Annotated in this window: 15 protein-coding genes; 11 read left to right on the forward strand and 4 right to left on the reverse strand. The window is 71.3% G+C overall.

Annotation, left to right across the window (positions count from 1 at the left end):
• Window positions 1-31: 31 nt before the first annotated feature.
• A complete protein-coding gene (locus Ato02nite_RS07240; RefSeq protein ID WP_246606233.1) occupies window positions 32-1,540 on the forward strand; it encodes a glycoside hydrolase family 5 protein in 1,509 nt (502 codons plus the stop codon).
• Here the strand turns inward: Ato02nite_RS07240 and Ato02nite_RS07245 are convergent.
• The gene (locus tag Ato02nite_RS07245; RefSeq protein WP_213005614.1) at window positions 1,530-3,941 is read right to left on the reverse strand and encodes a GH116 family glycosyl hydrolase; all 2,412 of its coding nucleotides are present in this window, start codon (window positions 3,939-3,941) and stop codon (window positions 1,530-1,532) included. The two genes, Ato02nite_RS07240 and Ato02nite_RS07245, sit on opposite strands and share 11 nt — an antisense overlap.
• An 80-nt stretch (window positions 3,942-4,021) precedes the next feature.
• Here Ato02nite_RS07245 and Ato02nite_RS07250 point away from each other — a divergent pair, with 80 nt between their 5' ends.
• The 10 genes from Ato02nite_RS07250 to Ato02nite_RS07295 all read left to right on the forward strand — a co-directional run bounded on the left by Ato02nite_RS07250 (window position 4,022) and on the right by Ato02nite_RS07295 (window position 14,076).
• The gene (locus Ato02nite_RS07250) at window positions 4,022-4,984 is read left to right on the forward strand and encodes a LacI family DNA-binding transcriptional regulator (protein ID WP_213005615.1); all 963 of its coding nucleotides are present in this window, start codon (window positions 4,022-4,024) and stop codon (window positions 4,982-4,984) included.
• Window positions 4,985-5,123: 139 nt separating this feature from the next.
• Window positions 5,124-6,437 carry an ABC transporter substrate-binding protein gene (locus tag Ato02nite_RS07255; RefSeq protein ID WP_213005616.1) on the forward strand — a complete coding sequence of 438 codons (1,314 nt, stop codon included), beginning with the start codon at window positions 5,124-5,126 and terminating at the stop codon, window positions 6,435-6,437.
• Between the two features lie 13 nt (window positions 6,438-6,450).
• Window positions 6,451-7,371 carry a carbohydrate ABC transporter permease gene (locus tag Ato02nite_RS07260; RefSeq protein WP_213005617.1) on the forward strand — a complete coding sequence of 307 codons (921 nt, stop codon included), beginning with the start codon at window positions 6,451-6,453 and terminating at the stop codon, window positions 7,369-7,371.
• The gene (locus tag Ato02nite_RS07265; protein WP_213005618.1) at window positions 7,368-8,195 is read left to right on the forward strand and encodes a carbohydrate ABC transporter permease; all 828 of its coding nucleotides are present in this window, start codon (window positions 7,368-7,370) and stop codon (window positions 8,193-8,195) included. The genes Ato02nite_RS07260 and Ato02nite_RS07265 overlap by 4 nt, the downstream gene beginning before the upstream one ends.
• A gap of 8 nt (window positions 8,196-8,203) precedes the next feature.
• Window positions 8,204-8,899 carry a hypothetical protein gene (locus Ato02nite_RS07270; RefSeq protein ID WP_213005619.1) on the forward strand — a complete coding sequence of 232 codons (696 nt, stop codon included), beginning with the start codon at window positions 8,204-8,206 and terminating at the stop codon, window positions 8,897-8,899.
• Window positions 8,896-9,834 carry an alpha/beta fold hydrolase gene (locus Ato02nite_RS07275; RefSeq protein WP_213005620.1) on the forward strand — a complete coding sequence of 313 codons (939 nt, stop codon included), beginning with the start codon at window positions 8,896-8,898 and terminating at the stop codon, window positions 9,832-9,834. The genes Ato02nite_RS07270 and Ato02nite_RS07275 overlap by 4 nt, the downstream gene beginning before the upstream one ends.
• Window positions 9,828-10,799, forward strand: a complete 972-nt coding sequence (locus tag Ato02nite_RS07280) for a LacI family DNA-binding transcriptional regulator (RefSeq protein ID WP_213005621.1) — start codon at window positions 9,828-9,830, stop codon at window positions 10,797-10,799. Before Ato02nite_RS07275 ends, Ato02nite_RS07280 begins: the two co-directional genes overlap by 7 nt.
• Window positions 10,796-12,241 (forward strand): FGGY-family carbohydrate kinase, encoded by a 1,446-nt coding sequence (locus Ato02nite_RS07285; RefSeq protein ID WP_213005622.1) that lies wholly within the window; start codon window positions 10,796-10,798, stop codon window positions 12,239-12,241. The genes Ato02nite_RS07280 and Ato02nite_RS07285 overlap by 4 nt, the downstream gene beginning before the upstream one ends.
• Entirely contained in the window at window positions 12,238-13,854 is a 1,617-nt protein-coding gene (locus Ato02nite_RS07290) for a fucose isomerase (protein WP_213005623.1), read from the forward strand. Before Ato02nite_RS07285 ends, Ato02nite_RS07290 begins: the two co-directional genes overlap by 4 nt.
• Window positions 13,855-13,875: 21 nt before the next feature.
• Complete coding sequence (locus Ato02nite_RS07295) at window positions 13,876-14,076, forward strand: hypothetical protein (protein ID WP_213005624.1); 201 nt, start codon at window positions 13,876-13,878, stop codon at window positions 14,074-14,076.
• 46 nt (window positions 14,077-14,122) lie between these two features.
• Here Ato02nite_RS07295 and Ato02nite_RS07300 read toward each other — a convergent pair whose 3' ends face one another.
• From Ato02nite_RS07300 to Ato02nite_RS07310, 3 genes are read right to left on the reverse strand one after another with little or no spacing between them, the layout of a single operon-like run.
• Window positions 14,123-14,740, reverse strand: coding sequence for a class F sortase (locus Ato02nite_RS07300; RefSeq protein WP_213005625.1), 618 nt, complete (start codon window positions 14,738-14,740; stop codon window positions 14,123-14,125).
• Window positions 14,737-15,540, reverse strand: a complete 804-nt coding sequence (locus Ato02nite_RS07305) for a GVDTG sorting domain-containing protein (RefSeq protein WP_213005626.1) — start codon at window positions 15,538-15,540, stop codon at window positions 14,737-14,739. Before Ato02nite_RS07305 ends, Ato02nite_RS07300 begins: the two co-directional genes overlap by 4 nt.
• A 35-nt stretch (window positions 15,541-15,575) precedes the next feature.
• Complete coding sequence (locus Ato02nite_RS07310; RefSeq protein WP_213005627.1) at window positions 15,576-17,093, reverse strand: serine/threonine-protein kinase; 1,518 nt, start codon at window positions 17,091-17,093, stop codon at window positions 15,576-15,578.
• Between the last annotated feature and the right edge of the window lie 125 nt (window positions 17,094-17,218).

The raw sequence follows: 17,218 nt of genomic DNA on the forward strand, positions 1-17,218 counted from the left end.
TCGGAACTTCCGCACGAAGGACTGCCCACATATGCATCTCTCCCCCGGTCTCCGGAAGGGGTCCGTCCCCGCCGTCCTCGCGGCCCTGCTCCTGACGGGTGGCCCGGCCGAGGCAGCCGCCAAGGCCACCACCAGCACGAAGGCGACCAGCACGAAGGCGACGACCACCACGAAGGCGGCCGCCGCCACGACGACTCTCGCCGGGCGGCTCGCCGCCGCGCAGAGCGCCAAGCAGATCAACTACTACCCGTCGGCGGCGGGCTGGACGAAGATGTGGACCGCGTTCGACGCCGCGACCATCGACGCCGACCTGGCCAAGGCGCAGAACATGGGCGCGACCAGCGTCCGCGCCATGGTGTTCCCGTCGGTGTTCGGCTACCCGGCGCCGAAGGCCGAGTACACCGCCAAGCTCGCCCAGTTCGTCGCGCTGGCCGCCGGCCATGGCCTGACCGTGAAGCTCACCCTGTTCGACTGGTGGGGCGACTACTCCGACATCACCGGCAGCAGCGCCTGGGCGTCCGCGATCCTCACGCCGTACCGGAACGACCCCCGGATCATCTCGATCGACCTGCAGAACGAGCTCGACCCGGGCAACGCGGCCGCGCTGGCCTGGGCCAAGCGACTGGTCCCGGCGGTGCGGGCGGCGGCGCCGGCCATCCCGGTCACCGTCTCGGTGAACTCGCTCGCGAACCTGACGAAGATCAAAGCGGCGCTGCCGCTCGATTACTACGACTTCCATCTGTACGGCTACTCGGAACGCGCCCTGTCGACGATCAAGCAGGCCAAGGCCGCGGTCGGGTCGTCCCCGCTGGTGATCGGTGAGACGGGCACCAGCACCCTGACGGTCACCGAGGGCGAGCAGGCCGCGTTCCTGGCCCGCGTCTTCCAGGCCGCCGCGGCGGCGGGCGTGGGTTCGGTCGCACCGTGGACGCTGTACGACTTCGCCGCGGGCGCTATCCCGGACTCGGCGGTCGCCAAGATCCCGGCCGAGTACCACTACGGGCTGTACCGCACCGACGGCACCGCGAAGCCGGCCGCCGCGGCGGTCAAGGCGGCCTGGACGGGTACGGCGTACCCGGCAAGCCTCTTGGATGCCGGTTTTGAGAACACCGCCGTGCAGACGCCGTGGCGCTCGTTCATGCCCGAGCTGGGCGTGCCGGTCCGCACCCAGGCGGTCGCCCGCTCCGGGAGGTGGTCGGTCAGCCTCTCCAACACGGGCAGGACCGCGGCCGGCATCCCGGCCTACCGGGTCTCGCCGATCACGCCGGTGATCCCGGGCCAGAAGTGGCACGCCGAGGTGTGGGCCCGTGGCAACGCCGCCACCGGCACCACTCAGATCGCGCTGAGCTGGTTCGACGCGAACGACAAATGGCTGGGCGGCAACTCGTCGGCGACGCTGGCCGCCGGCACGACCGGCTGGACGAAGCTGACCGTCGACCAGGCCGCCCCGGCCGGCGCGGCGAGCCTGCAGGTGCACCTCAAGTCGGGTGCGAACACCGGCGCCGTCTGGTTCGACGACGTCGCGATCGTCACGCAATGACGACCTTGCCGTCCGGGTCGACCGTGAGGGTCCCCCAGGACGTGCCGGCCACGTAGGGATAGCGGCCGGGACGCACGCCGTCGGTGTGTGTCCCGGCCGTCGCGTCGTGCCGGACGCCGGTCCACGCGGTCAGCAGGGACCAGCCGGCCATCGCGCGCACGTAGTGGTCGCCGCACTCGACCTCGTTGAACGGGTTGCGGCGGGTGCCGTCGTAACGGGCGCGCACACCACGGACGATGGCCAGGCCCTCCTCGTCGAGACCTTCGTGGAAGCAGTGCGCGGCGACCTGGTACTCGACGCCGGTCCACACCTCGTCGCAGTAGCGCAGCGGGACGGCCGGGCGCCCGCCGTGCGGCCAGGTGCAGACGACCAGGCCGGTCTCGGCGCCGTCGGCGAACTCGCGGTAGCCGTGCGGCTCGAACCCGGTACGCAGGTTGTATTTGACGATCGACCGCAGGGCCTGGCGGATCCTGGCGGACGGCAGGAGATGGCCGAGACCGAGCTCGTGCGCCCACCACTGACCCAGGAGCTGGTCGGACAGGCAGCCCGCGCCGAAGTCGTACGCCTCGCCGGTGTTGGGCTGGGCGTAGAACTCGCCGTTCCACAGCAGCTCGTCGTAGGCCGCGGAGGCCCGCGCGAACGTTGCCGCCCACGGGTCCGGTTCGCTCAGCCGACCCGACATTTCCGACATCGCCCGGAGTGCGGCCAGCCACAACGCGCCGACGAACATGTTCGGGCCATGCAGGGAGATGTCGTAGGTGACCGGCTGATCCCCGCGAAGGACGCCATCCCCATCCGCCCATTTGTCCGAAATATGTGCCATGAGGGACAGCAAGGACGGCCACTGCGCACGAAGCCAGTCAAGACCGGAACCATCCAGAACCGAACGGTACGTCTTGAGCACCGCACCCAGCATGCCGTCCAGCGCCGGCCGCTCCGGCCCGCCGATCGGCACTCCGTGCAGCTGCGGCAGGTAGAGCGGGACCACCACCCGGTGCGGGATCGACCCGTCCGCGGCCTGGATGCCGAACTCGGTCTCCCGCATGTCCCGCCCGACCGGCGGAAACAGCCGGGACAGCGCCTGCTCGTAGTTCAGGACGTGGTTGCAGTTGAGTGGGCAGGATCCGCCCGCGTCCCCGTTCCAGTTCCGGGTCGAGGCGCCGAGCGCTCCCTCGAAGGCGAAGGTGCGCCCGTCCGCGGTCCGGAACACGCTTGGCGAACGCGCCAGGGCGGGCTGCGCCGCGATCGTCTCCCGCAGCGGCTCCGGCAGATCGCTGCCCGCCACCGCCTCGGCCCACGCCCGGGAATCCCGGTCGAGCCGGTCCCGATCGGCCAGGTAGGCGTCGAGCACGTCGAGAGCACCGCCGAACCGGGTCGCGTAGTGGTTGCCCACCCAGAACCGGGTGGGCCCGTAGTGGTGCTGCGGCCCGAACCGGTCGAAGTCGGCATACCTGTTCGGGAACCACCAGGCGTGCACGATGTCGATCGTGGTGGACTCCCCCGGAGCCAGAGCGAAGGCGGCCGCCACCCCGGCGTCCCAGGTCTGCCCGGCCGGGCTCGGCCCGACCGGCGCCCGCATCGGCGATGCCCCGCCGGCCAGCGCGGCCCGCAACCCGCCCTCGGACCAGTCGCCGAGCTGGGTCGGCGCGACGAGCCGCAGCGTCTCGGCGAAGCGCAGCACGGCATCGGCGTCCTGGGCCCGCGGCAGCACGGCGGCGGGCGCATCGGTCCAGAGCAGCATCTCCCCGGCGGCCGGATCGTCCTCGGCGAGACCCGGGTGGTCCATCAGCACGCCACTCTGTCCCGGCCGGCGCACCGGCCGGTTGACGTTGCCGCCGTACCCCGCGCCGCGGGTGCCGCTGATCGGGGTGACCCCGTCCCAGCCGACCGCGTTCTGCAACGCCCCGACCAGGAACCCGTGCCGGAACTCGGCGCTGTCGTTGCGGATCGTGAAGCGGTACCGGACCAGCGGCAGCGCGCTGGCGTCGGCGTCGAGCGGCACGAACGGCGTGTGCGCCGCCAGCTCGACGGCCACCGGAAGCGCCGGATCGTGGTAACCGACCCGGGCGTACGGGTAGTCGGCCTCGAAGGTCGTGTCGGCCACGAACGGCCAGCGCCACTCCCGGCCCGCGTCCGGCACGCCGGCGTCGGAGACGTTCGCGGCCGGGTGCGGGTGCGGGGCGATCGGCGCGGCGCGCAGCAGCCGTACGACGTCGGCCGGCGGCTCGAGCGACGACACCCGCAGCGCGAAGAAGCCGTCCGGCAGCAGCGCGTCGTGGTTGGGCACCCCGAGCAGCTGCCACTGCCGCAGCGCACCGTCGCCGCACAGCGCCACGTGCCCGGTGCCGAGCCCGCCGAGCGGGAACGCCACCGCGCGCCGAGCGTCTCCGGTGTACCGCATGCATTGCCTCCGTTGAAATCGATTTCAAGGAACGTAGATCGAAGCCCGCTGCCTGTCAAGAAGCCATAGAGTGTCGCTTCATGGCCACGATCTACGAGGTTGCGGCGCTCGCCGGCGTCTCACCCGCGACCGTCTCGCGCGTCTTCAACGGCAACACCGTGTCGCCCGAGAAGACGCGGGCCGTGCTCGACGCCGCCGGGAAACTGGCCTTCACGCCCAACAAGACCGCCCGCCGCCTGCGCAAACAGAGCTCCGAGGTGGTGGCGCTGCTGATCCCCGACATCGAGAACCCGTTCTTCACCGCGCTCGCCCGCGGCGTCGAGGACCGGGCCAGCGAGTCGGGCTTCTCGGTGGTGCTGTGCAACACCGACGACGACCCGGTCAAGGAGACGAACTACCTGCAGATCGCCGCGTCCGAGCAGATGGCCGGGGTGATCCTGGCGCCCGCCTCGGACGAGGCCGACCTGGGCGCGATCGCCTCGCTCGGCCGCCCGGTGGTGGCCGTCGACCGCACCACGCCGTACCCGGTCGACGCGGTCAAGGTGGACAACCGGGCGGCCGGTATCGCCGCCACCACGGCACTGTTCGACGCCGGGCACCGCCGGATCGCCTGCATCGCCGGCCCGGTCGGGATCGAGTCGACCGAGGACCGGTTCCTGGGCTGGCGGCAGGTGATGACCGCCCGCAAGTCCGTGGTCCCGGGCGACTTCCTGCAGCACGCGAACTTCCGCGCGGACGGCGGCTACCAGGCGATGCGGCAGCTCCTGGCCCTGCCGGAGCCGCCGGACGCGGTGCTGACCACGAACAACCTGATGGGCGTGGGCGCCCTCCAGGCGATCGTCGAGGCCGGCGTGGACCCGGCCCGGTTCGGCCTCGCCGTGGTCGGCGAGTTGCCGTTCCTGTTCCTCACCCCGCCGGCCGTGGTGCAGGTCCGGCTACCGGCCCGCCACCTCGGCGTCACCGCCGCCACGATGCTGCTCGAGCGCATCGGCGGAGACACTCAGGCGGCCCGCACGATTGTGCTGCGCGCCGAGCTGGCGTAATCGATACCGGCTGAAAGTTTCCTGTTCAGACCCATCCTGAGGACTCTGTTAACGAGTTCTTGACGAAATCGATTTCTTGGACTTCACTGTGCCCACCGCACCGCCTCCCAACCGCTCCCAACTCGAGAGGGACGCAGGCATGAAGACCCCACTCCGCAAAATCGCGCTGCTGTGCGCCGCCGCGCTGGCAGTCATACCGTCGGCCGCATGCTCCAACGACGACTCCGATTCGTCGGCGGGCGACAAGGCACTCGACATCGTCTACTGGAACTACGGGCCGGCCGCCGAGTCCGGCAACAAGGCCACGGCCGACGCCTTCATGGCCGCCAATCCCGGCACCAAGGTGACGCTCACCCCCGTCACCGGCGAGAACTGGGGCACGTACTACGCGAACGTGGCGACGCTGATCGCCTCCGGCAAGCGCCCCGACGTCATGGTCATCTCGGGCGAGGGCGCCCAGTTCGTGCACGCCAACAACCTGGTCAAGCCGATCAACGACTACCTCGACAAGGACGCCGACGCGAAGACCCTCACCGGGGACATCGCGCCGGGCCTGATCGACGGCTTCACCGTCAAGGGCGACGTCATCACCCTGACGTACGGCTGGAACGACATGGTCGTCTACTACAACACCGCGGTCTTCAAGAAGGCCGGGCTCGAACCGCCGAAGGCCGACTGGACCTGGGCCGACTTCGAGGCCACCGCCAAGAAGCTCACCAAGGACACCAACGGCGACGGCAAGACCGATCAGTACGGCTTCACCTGGGCCAGCAACGAGATCTTCCCCGGCATCATGCCCTGGGTGGCCAACGCCGGCGGCAACCTGACCAGCGACGACGTGTGCTCGGCCACCGCCGACACGCCCCAGGTCAACAAGGCCGTCGCATACCTTGAGAACCTCATCAAGACCGGCGTCTCCCCCGCGCCGATGCCGATGAGCGACGTGTTCACCCGCTTCCAGAACGGTCAGATCGCGATGTTCGGCGCCGGGCGCTGGCCGATCGCCACGTTCCTGCCGAAGTTCAAGGACTTCGACATCCAGCTGTACCCGAAGGGCGACACCTACAAGACCGTCTTCGGCGGCGCCGGTTACCCGATCCTCAAGTCGTCGAAGAACCCCGATCTCGCCTGGGAGTACCAGAAGTTCACGGTCAGCACCGACATCGAGAAGCAGTACGTCGGGACCGCCGACAAGCCGGGCGACTCGATCCCGTCGCGGCGCTCGCTGGCCCAGACCATCTCGAAGGTCGGGGTGCCGCCGGCGAACTCCGATCTGTACTACGACTCGATCGACAAGTACCCGACGCTCGTGCCGTACCCGGCGCCCGCCAAGTACAGCGCCTTCGAGTCCACCGTCCTGCGCCACCTGCAGCTGATCTTCGCCGGTGAGAAGAGTGTCTCCGACGGTCTCAAGGACATGCAGGCTGAACTGAGCAGCATCGTCACCTGCTGAAATGGCTACCGTTATGACTCAAGATGTGGTTCCCCCGGCCGTCCACGGCCGGGGGAAACCCCCCAGAAAAGACGGCCTCGCCGCGCTGGCGTTCCTCTCCCCCGCGATCGTCACGTTCCTGGTCTTCGTCCTGGCCCCCACGGCCGGCGTGCTCTACCTGAGCTTCTACGACTGGAACCTGCTCAGTGACGGCACGTTCGTCGGCACCGACAATTTCGACCGGCTCGTCCACGACGAACGACTGCTTCATGTGTACGGCTCCACGGCGTACATGGCCCTGGCCATCCTCGCGGTGAACGTCGTTGTCGGCCTGCTGCTCGCCGTACTCCTGGAAACCCGGATGCCGCGATGGCTGCGCGGCTTCTTCCGGCTCTCGTTCCTCTTCCCCTTCGTGGTTTCGGCGTCAGCCGTCGCCCTGATCTGGCGGTTCCTGCTCAACAAGGACCTCGGCCTGGTCAACTACGTGCTCGGGGTGATCGGCCTCGACCGGATCGACTGGCTCGGGTCGTCGGCCTGGGCGCCGGTGTCGGTGATCGTGGTGAACTCGTGGAAGACCATCGGGTTCTCGATCCTGGTCTACATCGCCGGCCTGCAGGCCATCCCGGACGTGCTGCGGGAGGCCGCGATCGTCGACGGCGCCAACGCCTGGACCCGCTTCTGGCGGATCACCTTCCCGATGCTGTCGCCGACCATCTTCTTCCTGGTCGTCATCAACACCATCAACTCGTTCCAGATCTTCGCCGAGCCGCGGGTGCTCACCCAGGGCGGGCCGGGCGACGCCAGCCGCACCATCGTGGAGTACCTCTACGACCGGGCGTTCGGCGACTTCGACCTCGGCTACGCCTCGGCCATCGGCATCACGTTCATGCTGGTCCTGATCGCGCTCACGGCGATCCAGTTCCGGCTCTCCCGGAGATGGACGTTCTACGAATGAGCCGCATTCTCGCCCGGGTGGCCACGTTCGCGATCCTCGTCCTCGCCGCCCTCGCCATCACCGCGCCGTTCCTGTGGATCTTCCGAGGTGCGTTCTCGGCCTCGGACGCAGAGCTCTACAAGCTGCCGCCGACGTTCAGCCCGGACAACCTGACCGCCGCCAACTTCGGCAAGGTCACCGACCAGGTGCCGTACTTCCGGTTCTTCGTCAACTCGATCATCGTGTCCACCACGATCACGGCCGCCCAGATCGTCACCTGCGCGACCGCCGGTTACGCGTTCGCCCGGCTGCGCTTCCGCGGCAAGGGGATGCTGTTCGCGATCGTCATCGGCTCCCTGATGATCCCGATCCAGGTGACCATCGTGCCGCTGTTCCTGGTCATGTCGAAGCTGGGGCTGACCAACACACTGTGGTCGCTGATCCTGCCCGGCATCTTCAGTGGATTCGGCATCTTCCTGCTGCGGCAGCACTTCCTGGCCCTGCCGTACGAACTGGAGGAGGCCGCGAAGATCGACGGGGCCGGCCATTTCCGGACGTTCGCCCGGGTCATCCTGCCGCTCTCCGGCCCGTCGATCGCGACCCTCGGCATCCTGTGCTTCACGTACTGGTGGAACGACCTGCTGCTGCCACTCGTCATGATCAGCGACACCGACCGGCAGACCCTCCCGGTGGGCCTGGTGCTGCTGGCCGGCCGCTTCTCCACCGGCTCCCTCGGCACCATCGCGGCCGGCATCGCCATGGCGATCGTGCCCGTCCTGGTCGTGTTCATCGCGGCCCAGCGCTACATCGTGCAGTCGATCGCCTCAAGCGGTCTGAAGCTCTAGGAATCATCATGGAAAACTCCACCCTGCCCGCGCTCACCTGGTCCGGGGCCACCGCCGTCTGGCACGAACTCCCCCGCTCCCTGGCCGCCGGCGCGGCAACCCTGCTCGCGGCGGCGCCGCTGGCCGCGGCGCTGTGGTCCGGCGCACCGCGCTGGGTCGCAGCCGCCGCCGTGCTGCCGCTACTGCTGGCCCTGACCGGCGTGGCGTCGTTCGCCGCCCAGATCAGCCGCGAGGACGGCCCGTCGCCGGCCGCGCTGCGCCGGGTGGACCCGGTTCTCGCCCTGTTGTTGTCGGTCGCCGGTCTGGCCCTGATCGCCCCGTGGGGCGTGGTGCCGGCCGCGGCCGTCCTGATCGTCGGGCCGTACGCCCTCGCTTACGGTGCGGTGCGTGGCAGGCGCGGCCCGGCGGCGCTACGCGGCGGGGTCATCCTCGCCGCGTACCGCCCCGCCTGGGCCCTGACCCTGACCGGCCTGACGATCATCGCCACCTTCGCGGCGGCGGCTTCGGCCGGCGTCCTCGCCCTGGTGGCGGCCCCGCTGCTGCTGACCATTGCCTGCCGCCAGACCACGGTGCTGCTGAGCGAGATCGACGCCCGGCAGAGCCGGCCCGAGCCGGCGGCACAGACAGCGAACGTTCATCAGACCGCGAACGCTTATCAGGCAGCTGACACCCGTCGGGCATCCATGCGGGCCGGTGCCCGGTGATCCGCGAACCGCTGACCTCCCACCTCCCCGACGGCCCGCTGGACGTGGCGGCCGTGCGCGCCGTCGACGACCGGCTGCGGGCGCAGAACCCAGCTCCGGCACCCGCCACCCCGCCCGAGGTCGTCCAGGCGGACGGCGTCGAGCTGCGGGTGCACGGCGGTGCGAGCGACGGCCGCGCCTGCGTGCTGTGGATACACGGCGGCGGCATGTTCCTCGGCGCGGCTCGTTACGACGACCTGTTCTGTTCGGACTTGGCCGCCGCGCTCGGCACCCCGGTCGTCGCGGTCGACTACCGCCTCGCGCCCGAGCACCCGCACCCCGCCCCGCTGCACGACTGCCGCACGGCCCTGGCCTGGTGCGCCGAGCGCTATCAGCGGGTCGTGGTGGCCGGGGCGAGCGCGGGCGGCGGCCTGGCCGCGGCCCTGTGCCTGCTCACCCGAGACGAAGCCCGGAACGCAGCCCGGAACGCAGCCCGAAACGCAGCGCGGGACGAAGCCCGGAATGCAGCCCGGGACGAGGGCGGCCCGGCCATCGCCGCCGCCCACCTCTACTACCCGATGCTCGACGACCGGCACGACGCGAGCGGTCACGAGGACACGCCGGTGTGGAACCGGCGCCTGGACGAGCTGGCGTGGGCCGCCTACCTCGGTGGCCGCCCGGCCGACAGCTACGCCGCCCCCGGGCGGGAGGCCGACCTGGACGGCCTCCCGCCCACCTACCTGGACATCGGCGAGCGGGACCTGTTCCGCGACGAGGGCGCCGACTACGCGCGGCGGCTGGCCGACGCCGAGGTGCCGACCCTGTTCGAGCTGGTTCCGGGCGCGGTGCACGCGTTCGAGCTGTACGACCCGGACGCCGGGATCAGCCGGGCGGCGCGGGAACGCCGCCGGACCGCGCTGCGAAGCTCACTGCGCGAGGACTTCCGCACGTGGTGACCATCTACGACGTGGCGGCCCGGGCCGGCGTCTCGGCCACGACCGTCAGCCGCGTCCTCAACGGCGCCAAGGTGTCCGCCGCGTCGGAACGGCTGGTCCGGGCGGCCGCCGCCGAACTCGACTTCGTCCCGAACCGCACCGCCCGCCGCCTGCGTGGCCAGCACTCGGCGGTGATCGGCCTGATCATCCCGGACATCGAGAACCCGTTCTTCACCGCGCTGGCCCGCGGCGTGGAGAACCGGGCCCGGGCGGCCGGCTACTCGGTGGTGCTGTGCAACACCGACGAGGACCCGGAGCGCGAGGCCACGTACATCGGCATCGCCCTGGCCGAGCACATGGCCGGGGTGATCCTGGCCCCGGCCGACGACGCCAGCGACGTGAGCCGGCTGGTCGCCCACCACCGCCCGGTGGTGGCGGTGGACCGCAGCCTGGCCCGCGCCGACGTGGACGCGGTCACCGTGGACAACCGGGCCGGCGGTCACTCCGCCGCCGAGTCGCTGTTCGCGGCCGGTTTCACCCGGGTCGCCTGCATCACCGGGCCCAGCTCGGTGGAGACCGCCCAGCTGCGGATGGCGGGCTGGCGGCAGGCCGCGGCCCGGCACTCCGGCCAGGGCTACCTGGAGGATCTGCTGCGCTACGCCGACTACCGGGTGGACGGTGGCCGGCAGGCGATGGCCGACCTGCTGTCCCTGTCCGAGCCGCCGGACGCGGCGGTGGTGGCCAACAATCTGATGGCCGCCGGTGCCCTGGACGCCCTGCACGATGCCGGGCTGACCCCGCCCGGTTTCGGCCTGGCGGTGTTCGGCGATCTGCCGTTCGCGTCGTTCGGGCGGCGCGGCATCCGGGTCGTGGACGTGCCGGCCCGGGAGCTCGGCGAGGCCGCGGCCACGCTGCTGCTGGAGCGCATCGACGGCGACGCCGGACCGGCCAAGACCGTGGTCCTGCGCACCCGGGAGCAGCGATGAGCCACTTCCTGGGCGTCGACATCGGCACGTCGAGCAGCAAGGGCGTCCTGGTCAGGGCGGACGGCACGGTTCTCCGGCAGGCCGTGCGCGAGCATGCCGTCGGTCGCCCGCACCCCGGTCACGTCGAGATGGACGCCGAGATCTGGTGGCAGGAGTTCCTCTCCCTCGCCGGGGAGCTGACCACCGGCGTCACGGTCACCGCGGTCGGGGTCAGCGGCATGGGCCCCTGCGTCCTGCTCACCGACAAAACCGGCAAACCTTTGAGACCGGCCATCCTGTACGGGGTGGACACCCGCGCCACCGAGCAGATCGAGGAACTCACCGCCCTCCTGGGTGGCGCCGACACGATCCGTTCGACATGCGGGTCGGCGCTGTCCTCCCAGGCGGTCGGCCCGAAGCTCACCTGGCTGGCGAAGCACGAGCCGGCGACGTTCAGCGCCGCGAGCCGCCTGTTCATGCCGGCGTCCTGGCTGGCATACCGGCTGACCGGCGCTTACGTGCTCGACTACCACTCGGCCAGCCAGTGCACGCCGATGTTCGACACGCACGCACTGGCCTGGCACCGGCCGTGGGCCGACCAGATCGCCCCGGATCTGGAACTGCCGCCGCTGGCCTGGCCCGGCGACGTGGCCGGAACCACGGCGCGGGCCATCGCCGGCATCCCGGCCGGCACCCCGGTCATCACCGGCACGATCGACGCGTGGACCGAGGCGGTCAGCGTCGGCGCCCAGAACCCCGGCGACCTGATGCTGATGTACGGCACCACGATGTTCCTGATCGCGACCGGCACCGAGATCGTGACCAGCCCCGCGATGTGGGGCACGGTCGGTGCCTTCCCCGGCACCCGCAACCTGGCCGGCGGCATGGCCACCTCGGGCGCGATCACCGCCTGGCTGCGCGATCTCACCGGCGCTGACTACCCCGATCTGCTGGCCGAGGCGGAGGCATCCGGCCCGGGCGCACGGGGGCTGCTCATGCTGCCGTACCTGGCCGGCGAGCGCACGCCGCTGATGGACCCGGACGCCCGGGGCATCATTGCCGGCCTGACCCTCGACCACACCCGCGGCGACCTCTATCGCGCGGCCCTGGAGGCGACCGCCCTCGGGGTGCGGCACAACGTCGAGGCGATGCCCCCGGTCCGGCGCGTCGTCGCGGTCGGCGGCGGCACCCGGGGCGGCTCGTGGACCCGGATCGTCTCCGACGTGACCGGCCTCGCCCAGGTGGTGCCGCGGGTGACCATCGGCGCCTCCTACGGCGCCGCGTTTCTGGCCGCCGGGCCCGACGCCGACATCGCCACCTGGAATCCCGCCGCCGAGATCGTCGAGCCGGACCCGGCCGTGAAAGCCGGCTACGACGAGCTCTACGCCCTCTACCGCGACCTCTATCCGGCCACCCGATCCATCGCGCACACCCTCGCTACTCGCCAACGGAGGACCCCATGAGCACGTACACCCTCCCGGCCGCGCCCTTCCGCCCGGCCGCCGAACCGCGTACCGCATATCTGATCGCCTCCGGCGATCTGCGCCCGGCCGCCAACGAGGCCGGCTGGCCCACCCAGCAGCGGATGGAGGCCGACGTGACCGCCGCCCTGGCCGAACTCGGCTGGTCGGTGCGCCGCGCCCACGACGGTTTCATCTCCAGTCAGCGGATGGGCCTGGAGGTGTTCAAGCAGATCCCGCCGGACGCCCCGCTGATCGTGGCCGAGGCGGTCTGGCAGTACAGCCACCACGTACTCGCCGGCCTGCGCACCCACCGCGGCCCGATCCTCACCGTGGCGAACTTCGCCGGCGACTGGCCCGGCCTGGTCGGCCTGCTCGGCCTCAACGCGGGCATGGCCAAGATGGGCGTGCCCTACTCGACGATCTGGTCGGTCGACTTCACCGACGACTGGTTCAAGGCCGGCCTGCGCAGCTGGGTCTCCACCGGCACGATCTCGCACGACACGTCCCACGTCGCTGATCTGCCCCCGCTTCCGGACAGCCCCGAGGCGTCGCTCGGCCGGGCCCTGGCCGCCCAGCTCCTGGCCGACAAGGCGATCATCGGCGTCTTCGACGAGGGCTGCATGGGCATGTACAACGCCATCATCGACGACGAGCTGCTCAACCCGCTCGGCATCTACAAGGAGCGGCTCTCGCAGAGCGCCCTGTGGGCCGAGATGCAGCGGGTCCCCGACGCCGAGGCCGACGCCATCGGGGACTGGCTCACGGCCAAAGGCATGAAATTCCGATTGGGTACGGATGAGGCCACCGAACTCACCGAGGCGCAACTGCGCTGGCAGTACAAGATGTACATCGCCGCGCTGCGGATCAGCGACGACTTCGGCCTGGACGCCGTCGGCATCCAGTACCAGCAGGGCCTCAAGGATCTCTCCCCCGCGTCGGACCTGGCCGAGGGCCTGCTCAACAACGCCGACCGCCCACCGGTCACCTCCCGTGACGGCGCCCGCGTGCTGTGGGAGGGCACCCCGCTCCCGCACTTCAACGAGGCCGACGAGGGCGTGGCGGTCGACGCCCTGATCACCAACCGGATCTGGACCGCGATGGGCCTGGACCCGGCCACCACCCTGCACGACGTGCGCTGGGGCGAGGACTTCGACGGCGAGTTCGTCTGGGTGTGGGAGATCTCCGGCTCGGTGCCGCCGTCCCACTTCGCCACCGGTTACGCCGAGGCGGAGGGCCGGCGGCAGGATCCGGTCTACTTCCCGCTGGGCGGCTCGACCATCAAGGGCATCTGCAAGCCCGGCGAGGTGGTGTGGAGCCGGGTGTTCGTCCAGGGCGGCGCCCTGCACGCCGACCTGGGCCGGGCGAGCGCGGTGTCGCTGCCGGCCGAGGAGTCCGAGCGCCGCTCGCAGGCGACCACCCCGGCCTGGCCGATCATGCACGCCGTCCTGCACGGCGTGACCCGCGACCAGTTCATGGCCCGCCATCGGGCCAACCACCTCAACGTGGCCTACGCCCCCGACGCCGCCACCGCCGACAAGGCCCTGCTGGCAAAGGCAGCGCTGCTGACCGAACTGGGCGTCCAGGTCCACCTGATCGGTGACGTGCGGATCTAGACGTGCTCGACCGGCGACCTGGTGGAAGCCCGGTTCGCTCCGTGGCACGACGTCCTGCGGGCTGAAGAAGAACGACGGGATGTTCGCCGCCTCGGCCGGCTCGGTCAGACCGGACTGACCGGCGCCGTGCACCTGTTCGTCGACGAGTTGTTCGCCCCGAACCGGCTGTCCCGCTGGCTACCGCACGCCACCCCGGCCGGCCGCGGGGAACTGGCCGCCTGACCTCGCCGCCGCGGGCGGGCCGCCGCCGCGGGCGGGCCGCGGCCGATCAGTGCAGGTCGGCGTACGCGACGATGTTGTCGACGTAGTGGCCGGAGCGCCGGTCGAAGTCGCCGCCGCAGGTGATCAGGCGCAGGCCGGCGTGGTCGATCGGGCCGTAGACGGCGTCGGACGGGAAGTGGTCCTTGGCGTACCGGTCGACGTGGGTGATCGCGAAAACCGCGACCGTGCCGTCCTGCCGGGTCACCCGCACCTGGTCGCCGGCCCGCAGCGCGGCGAGCCGGGCGAAGGTGCCGTCGGCGCCGTGGTAGTCCACGTGTCCGGCCAGGACCGCGGGGCCGAGCGAGCCCGGGGTGGGCGCCTTCGTGTACCACCCGACGGTTCGCGCGTCGGTGGGCACCGCCATGGTGCCGTCCGGCTCCAGGCCGAGCCCGACCACCGTCTCGGAGACGTGCAACGCGGGGATCTCGACGCGGGTCGGCGGTGAGGTCGGCAGCAGGCGGCCCCTGGTGAGAACGTCGTCGCCGTCGAGGGAGGCCGGCGGCGGCGAGGTCAGCGGAGGCTCGCCGACGGGGCCGTCGTGCCGGCCGATCGCGATGGCGGCGACGCCGGCGATCGCCAGGGCCACGACCCCGGCCGTCGTCAGCAGGCGGAGCCGAATGGTCATCGCTGCGCCCGGGGGAGCACGAAGGTGCGACGCCGGCCGATCACCACCGCTCCGAGGGCGGCCAGCAGCGCGAGGCCGCCGGCGCCGTACCAGAGGTCGGCAGCGTGCCGGGTGCTTCCGTCGCCGGTGGACACCCCGCCGACCGGCACCGAGCCCACGGCGGCACCGCTGACCATGCCGCACAGGGCCGGATCGGTGGTCTCCTCCGGGATACCGCTCAGCCCGGCCGACTTGGCCAGGGTGGACTCGCCCAGCGCGGCCGTGTCGTACTTCCCGTTGCCGTCGGCGTCGATACCGTGCTGCACGATGTGCAGGTCCTTGAGGTGGTCGATGGTGCCGGGCGGCAGGTCGGCGCCCGCGATGGTCCGGTCGTAGCTGAGGTTGCCCTTCGCGTCGGCGACGGGCATCCGGTCGACCGCGAGACCGCTCGCCTTCGCGGTGTCGCCCTTGGTGGTCAGCGAGACGAAGATGTCGCCGTAGACCGGCATGCCCTCCTCGGTGCTGACATAGCCGTTGCCGTCCTTGTCGGCCGACATGTCGGGGCAGTGGAAGTCCATCCCGGCGGTGGAGCCGTGCAGGTGCTGAGCGTGCGGCGAGTTCGGGACCAGGCCGCTGGAGCGGATGCTGACCTTCAGGTCGCCGTCGTCCGTGGCGGTCAGGGTGGCCGTTCCGCTCGCCCCCGATTTGTTGAGTTCGAGCAGCTTGACGTGCACGCTTTCGTCGGCCAGCGCGGCGGCCGGGGTGGCCAGCAACAGCGCGGCGACGGCCGGGACGGTCAGCAGGATTCGGCTCAGCTTCATATGGGGGATTCGGAGCGACATGATCGGCGGATAGGTCACGGCGCCGACGCGAAGAGATCCATCAGTTGCCGCTGCTGTCCGAGACCGCTGGTCCAGTCGGGGTCGCCGGCGGTCCACCGCAGCAGGTAGGAGCGGCTGCCGCTGACCGCGGCCAGCAGCCGCCGCACGTGCACGGTGGTGTCCGAATCGGGCCGGTAGGTGTACTCCCAGTCGGCGGCTCCCCGCTTGAACAGCAGGACGCCCATGCTGATCCGCCGGTAGCCGGGTAGGGCACCCGCCGCCAGTTCCGCTTTCTCCCGGTTCTGCCAGTACGCGAGGGGCTGCCGGGTGACCACAGCGATCATGTTCACGGTGAAGGCCCGCCGGCCGGCCGGGTCGCCGAAACAGACCTCGTTGCCGGTGGTCGAGCGCTGCCAGCCGGCCGGCAGCGCGAGCGAGAAGCCGGTGGGATCGCGGAACCAGATCCAGCCCTTCGGCAGGCCGGCCGGCACGCCGGTGGTCGCCGCGACGACCGGTTCGGCGTCGACCCCGAAGCCGCACCTGTCGGCCGGGGCGACCGACGGGGCAACGGACGGGCCGCTCGGCCGGAGGATGGCCGACGGTTGCGGCGGGGGCCGGTGCGCACCGGCGGCGTAGGCACCGGCACCACCGGTGGCCAGCAGCGCGGCGGCGATACCGGCGACCACGTACCGGCGGCCGGGGGGCCGCCGGGACGGCGGCGGGGGAACGGCCGCGCGGCCCCGCCACGGTGGATTGTGCCCGGCGACGACCGCCCGCAGCACCGACTCCGTCTCGGCGGCGTGCGGCCGGTCCGCCGGGTCCTTGGCGAGCAGGCCGAGGATGATCCCGGACAGCGGCCCGGCCCGGCGGGGCGGATCGGGTGGATCGTCGAGCAGGGCCCGCAGTGACGCGTCGACATCTCCCCGGGCGAACGGGGCGCGACCTTCGACCGCGGCGTACAGGGTGGCGCCGAGCGAGAACAGGTCGGCCGGCGGGCCGGCCACGGCCGGCCCGAGTCGCTCCGGCGCGATGTAGTGCGGCGAGCCCAGCCGCGGGTCGACACCGCCGTCCTGCTCCCCGATCGTGGCCAGTCCGAAGTCGCTCAGCACGACCCGGCCGTCCGGGCCGAGCAGCACGTTGTGCGGCTTCACGTCGCGGTGCAGCACCCCGGCGGAGTGCGCGGCCCGCAGGGCCGCCAGCACCTGGACACCGATCCGGGCCACCTCCCGGGGCGCCCGCGGCCCGTCGGTGCGGACGACCTCGTGCAGCGAGCGTGAGTTGACGTACTCCATGACGATCCAGGAACGGTCGTGTTGCCAGACCACGTCGAAGACCTGCACCACACCGGGGTGGTCGAGCCGGGCCGCGGCCCGGGCCTCCCGCATCGTCTGGGCGGCCAGCAGCGCGGTGGACGCCACCGTTATCTCCTTGACCGCCACATCCCGGAGCAGCAGTTGGTCGTGCGCCCGCCAGACCCGGCCCATCCCGCCCGTACCGATCATCTCCAGTAGCCGGTACCGCCCGCCCAGCAGGTGGTGGGTCGTATCCGTCATCGGCTCACCCGCTCCCTCTCCGGGAAGATTCGGAGCGGAGCGAGCCGCGGATAGGCGTCCGGTCGGGCGAGTTGGACGGCCGATGCCCGCCGGTGGACATTCGGGCCACATCCGGGTCGTATCGG

Origin of the sequence: Paractinoplanes toevensis (genome assembly GCF_018332695.1) — a bacterium.
GTDB lineage: Bacteria > Actinomycetota > Actinomycetes > Mycobacteriales > Micromonosporaceae > Actinoplanes > Actinoplanes toevensis.

What these genes read in the sequence shown, in the direction of transcription:
- Ato02nite_RS07240 (WP_246606233.1), top strand. Translation starts at nt 32, where the DNA reads ATGCATCTCTCCCCCGGTCTCCGGAAGGGGTCCGTCCCCGCCGTCCTC.
- Ato02nite_RS07245 (WP_213005614.1), bottom strand. Translation starts at nt 3,941, where the DNA reads ATGCGGTACACCGGAGACGCTCGGCGCGCGGTGGCGTTCCCGCTCGGC.
- Ato02nite_RS07250 (WP_213005615.1), top strand. Translation starts at nt 4,022, where the DNA reads ATGGCCACGATCTACGAGGTTGCGGCGCTCGCCGGCGTCTCACCCGCG.
- Ato02nite_RS07255 (WP_213005616.1), top strand. Translation starts at nt 5,124, where the DNA reads ATGAAGACCCCACTCCGCAAAATCGCGCTGCTGTGCGCCGCCGCGCTG.
- Ato02nite_RS07260 (WP_213005617.1), top strand. Translation starts at nt 6,451, where the DNA reads ATGACTCAAGATGTGGTTCCCCCGGCCGTCCACGGCCGGGGGAAACCC.
- Ato02nite_RS07265 (WP_213005618.1), top strand. Translation starts at nt 7,368, where the DNA reads ATGAGCCGCATTCTCGCCCGGGTGGCCACGTTCGCGATCCTCGTCCTC.
- Ato02nite_RS07270 (WP_213005619.1), top strand. Translation starts at nt 8,204, where the DNA reads ATGGAAAACTCCACCCTGCCCGCGCTCACCTGGTCCGGGGCCACCGCC.
- Ato02nite_RS07285 (WP_213005622.1), top strand. Translation starts at nt 10,796, where the DNA reads ATGAGCCACTTCCTGGGCGTCGACATCGGCACGTCGAGCAGCAAGGGC.
- Ato02nite_RS07290 (WP_213005623.1), top strand. Translation starts at nt 12,238, where the DNA reads ATGAGCACGTACACCCTCCCGGCCGCGCCCTTCCGCCCGGCCGCCGAA.
- Ato02nite_RS07300 (WP_213005625.1), bottom strand. Translation starts at nt 14,740, where the DNA reads ATGACCATTCGGCTCCGCCTGCTGACGACGGCCGGGGTCGTGGCCCTG.
- Ato02nite_RS07305 (WP_213005626.1), bottom strand. Translation starts at nt 15,540, where the DNA reads ATGAAGCTGAGCCGAATCCTGCTGACCGTCCCGGCCGTCGCCGCGCTG.
- Ato02nite_RS07310 (WP_213005627.1), bottom strand. Translation starts at nt 17,093, where the DNA reads ATGACGGATACGACCCACCACCTGCTGGGCGGGCGGTACCGGCTACTG.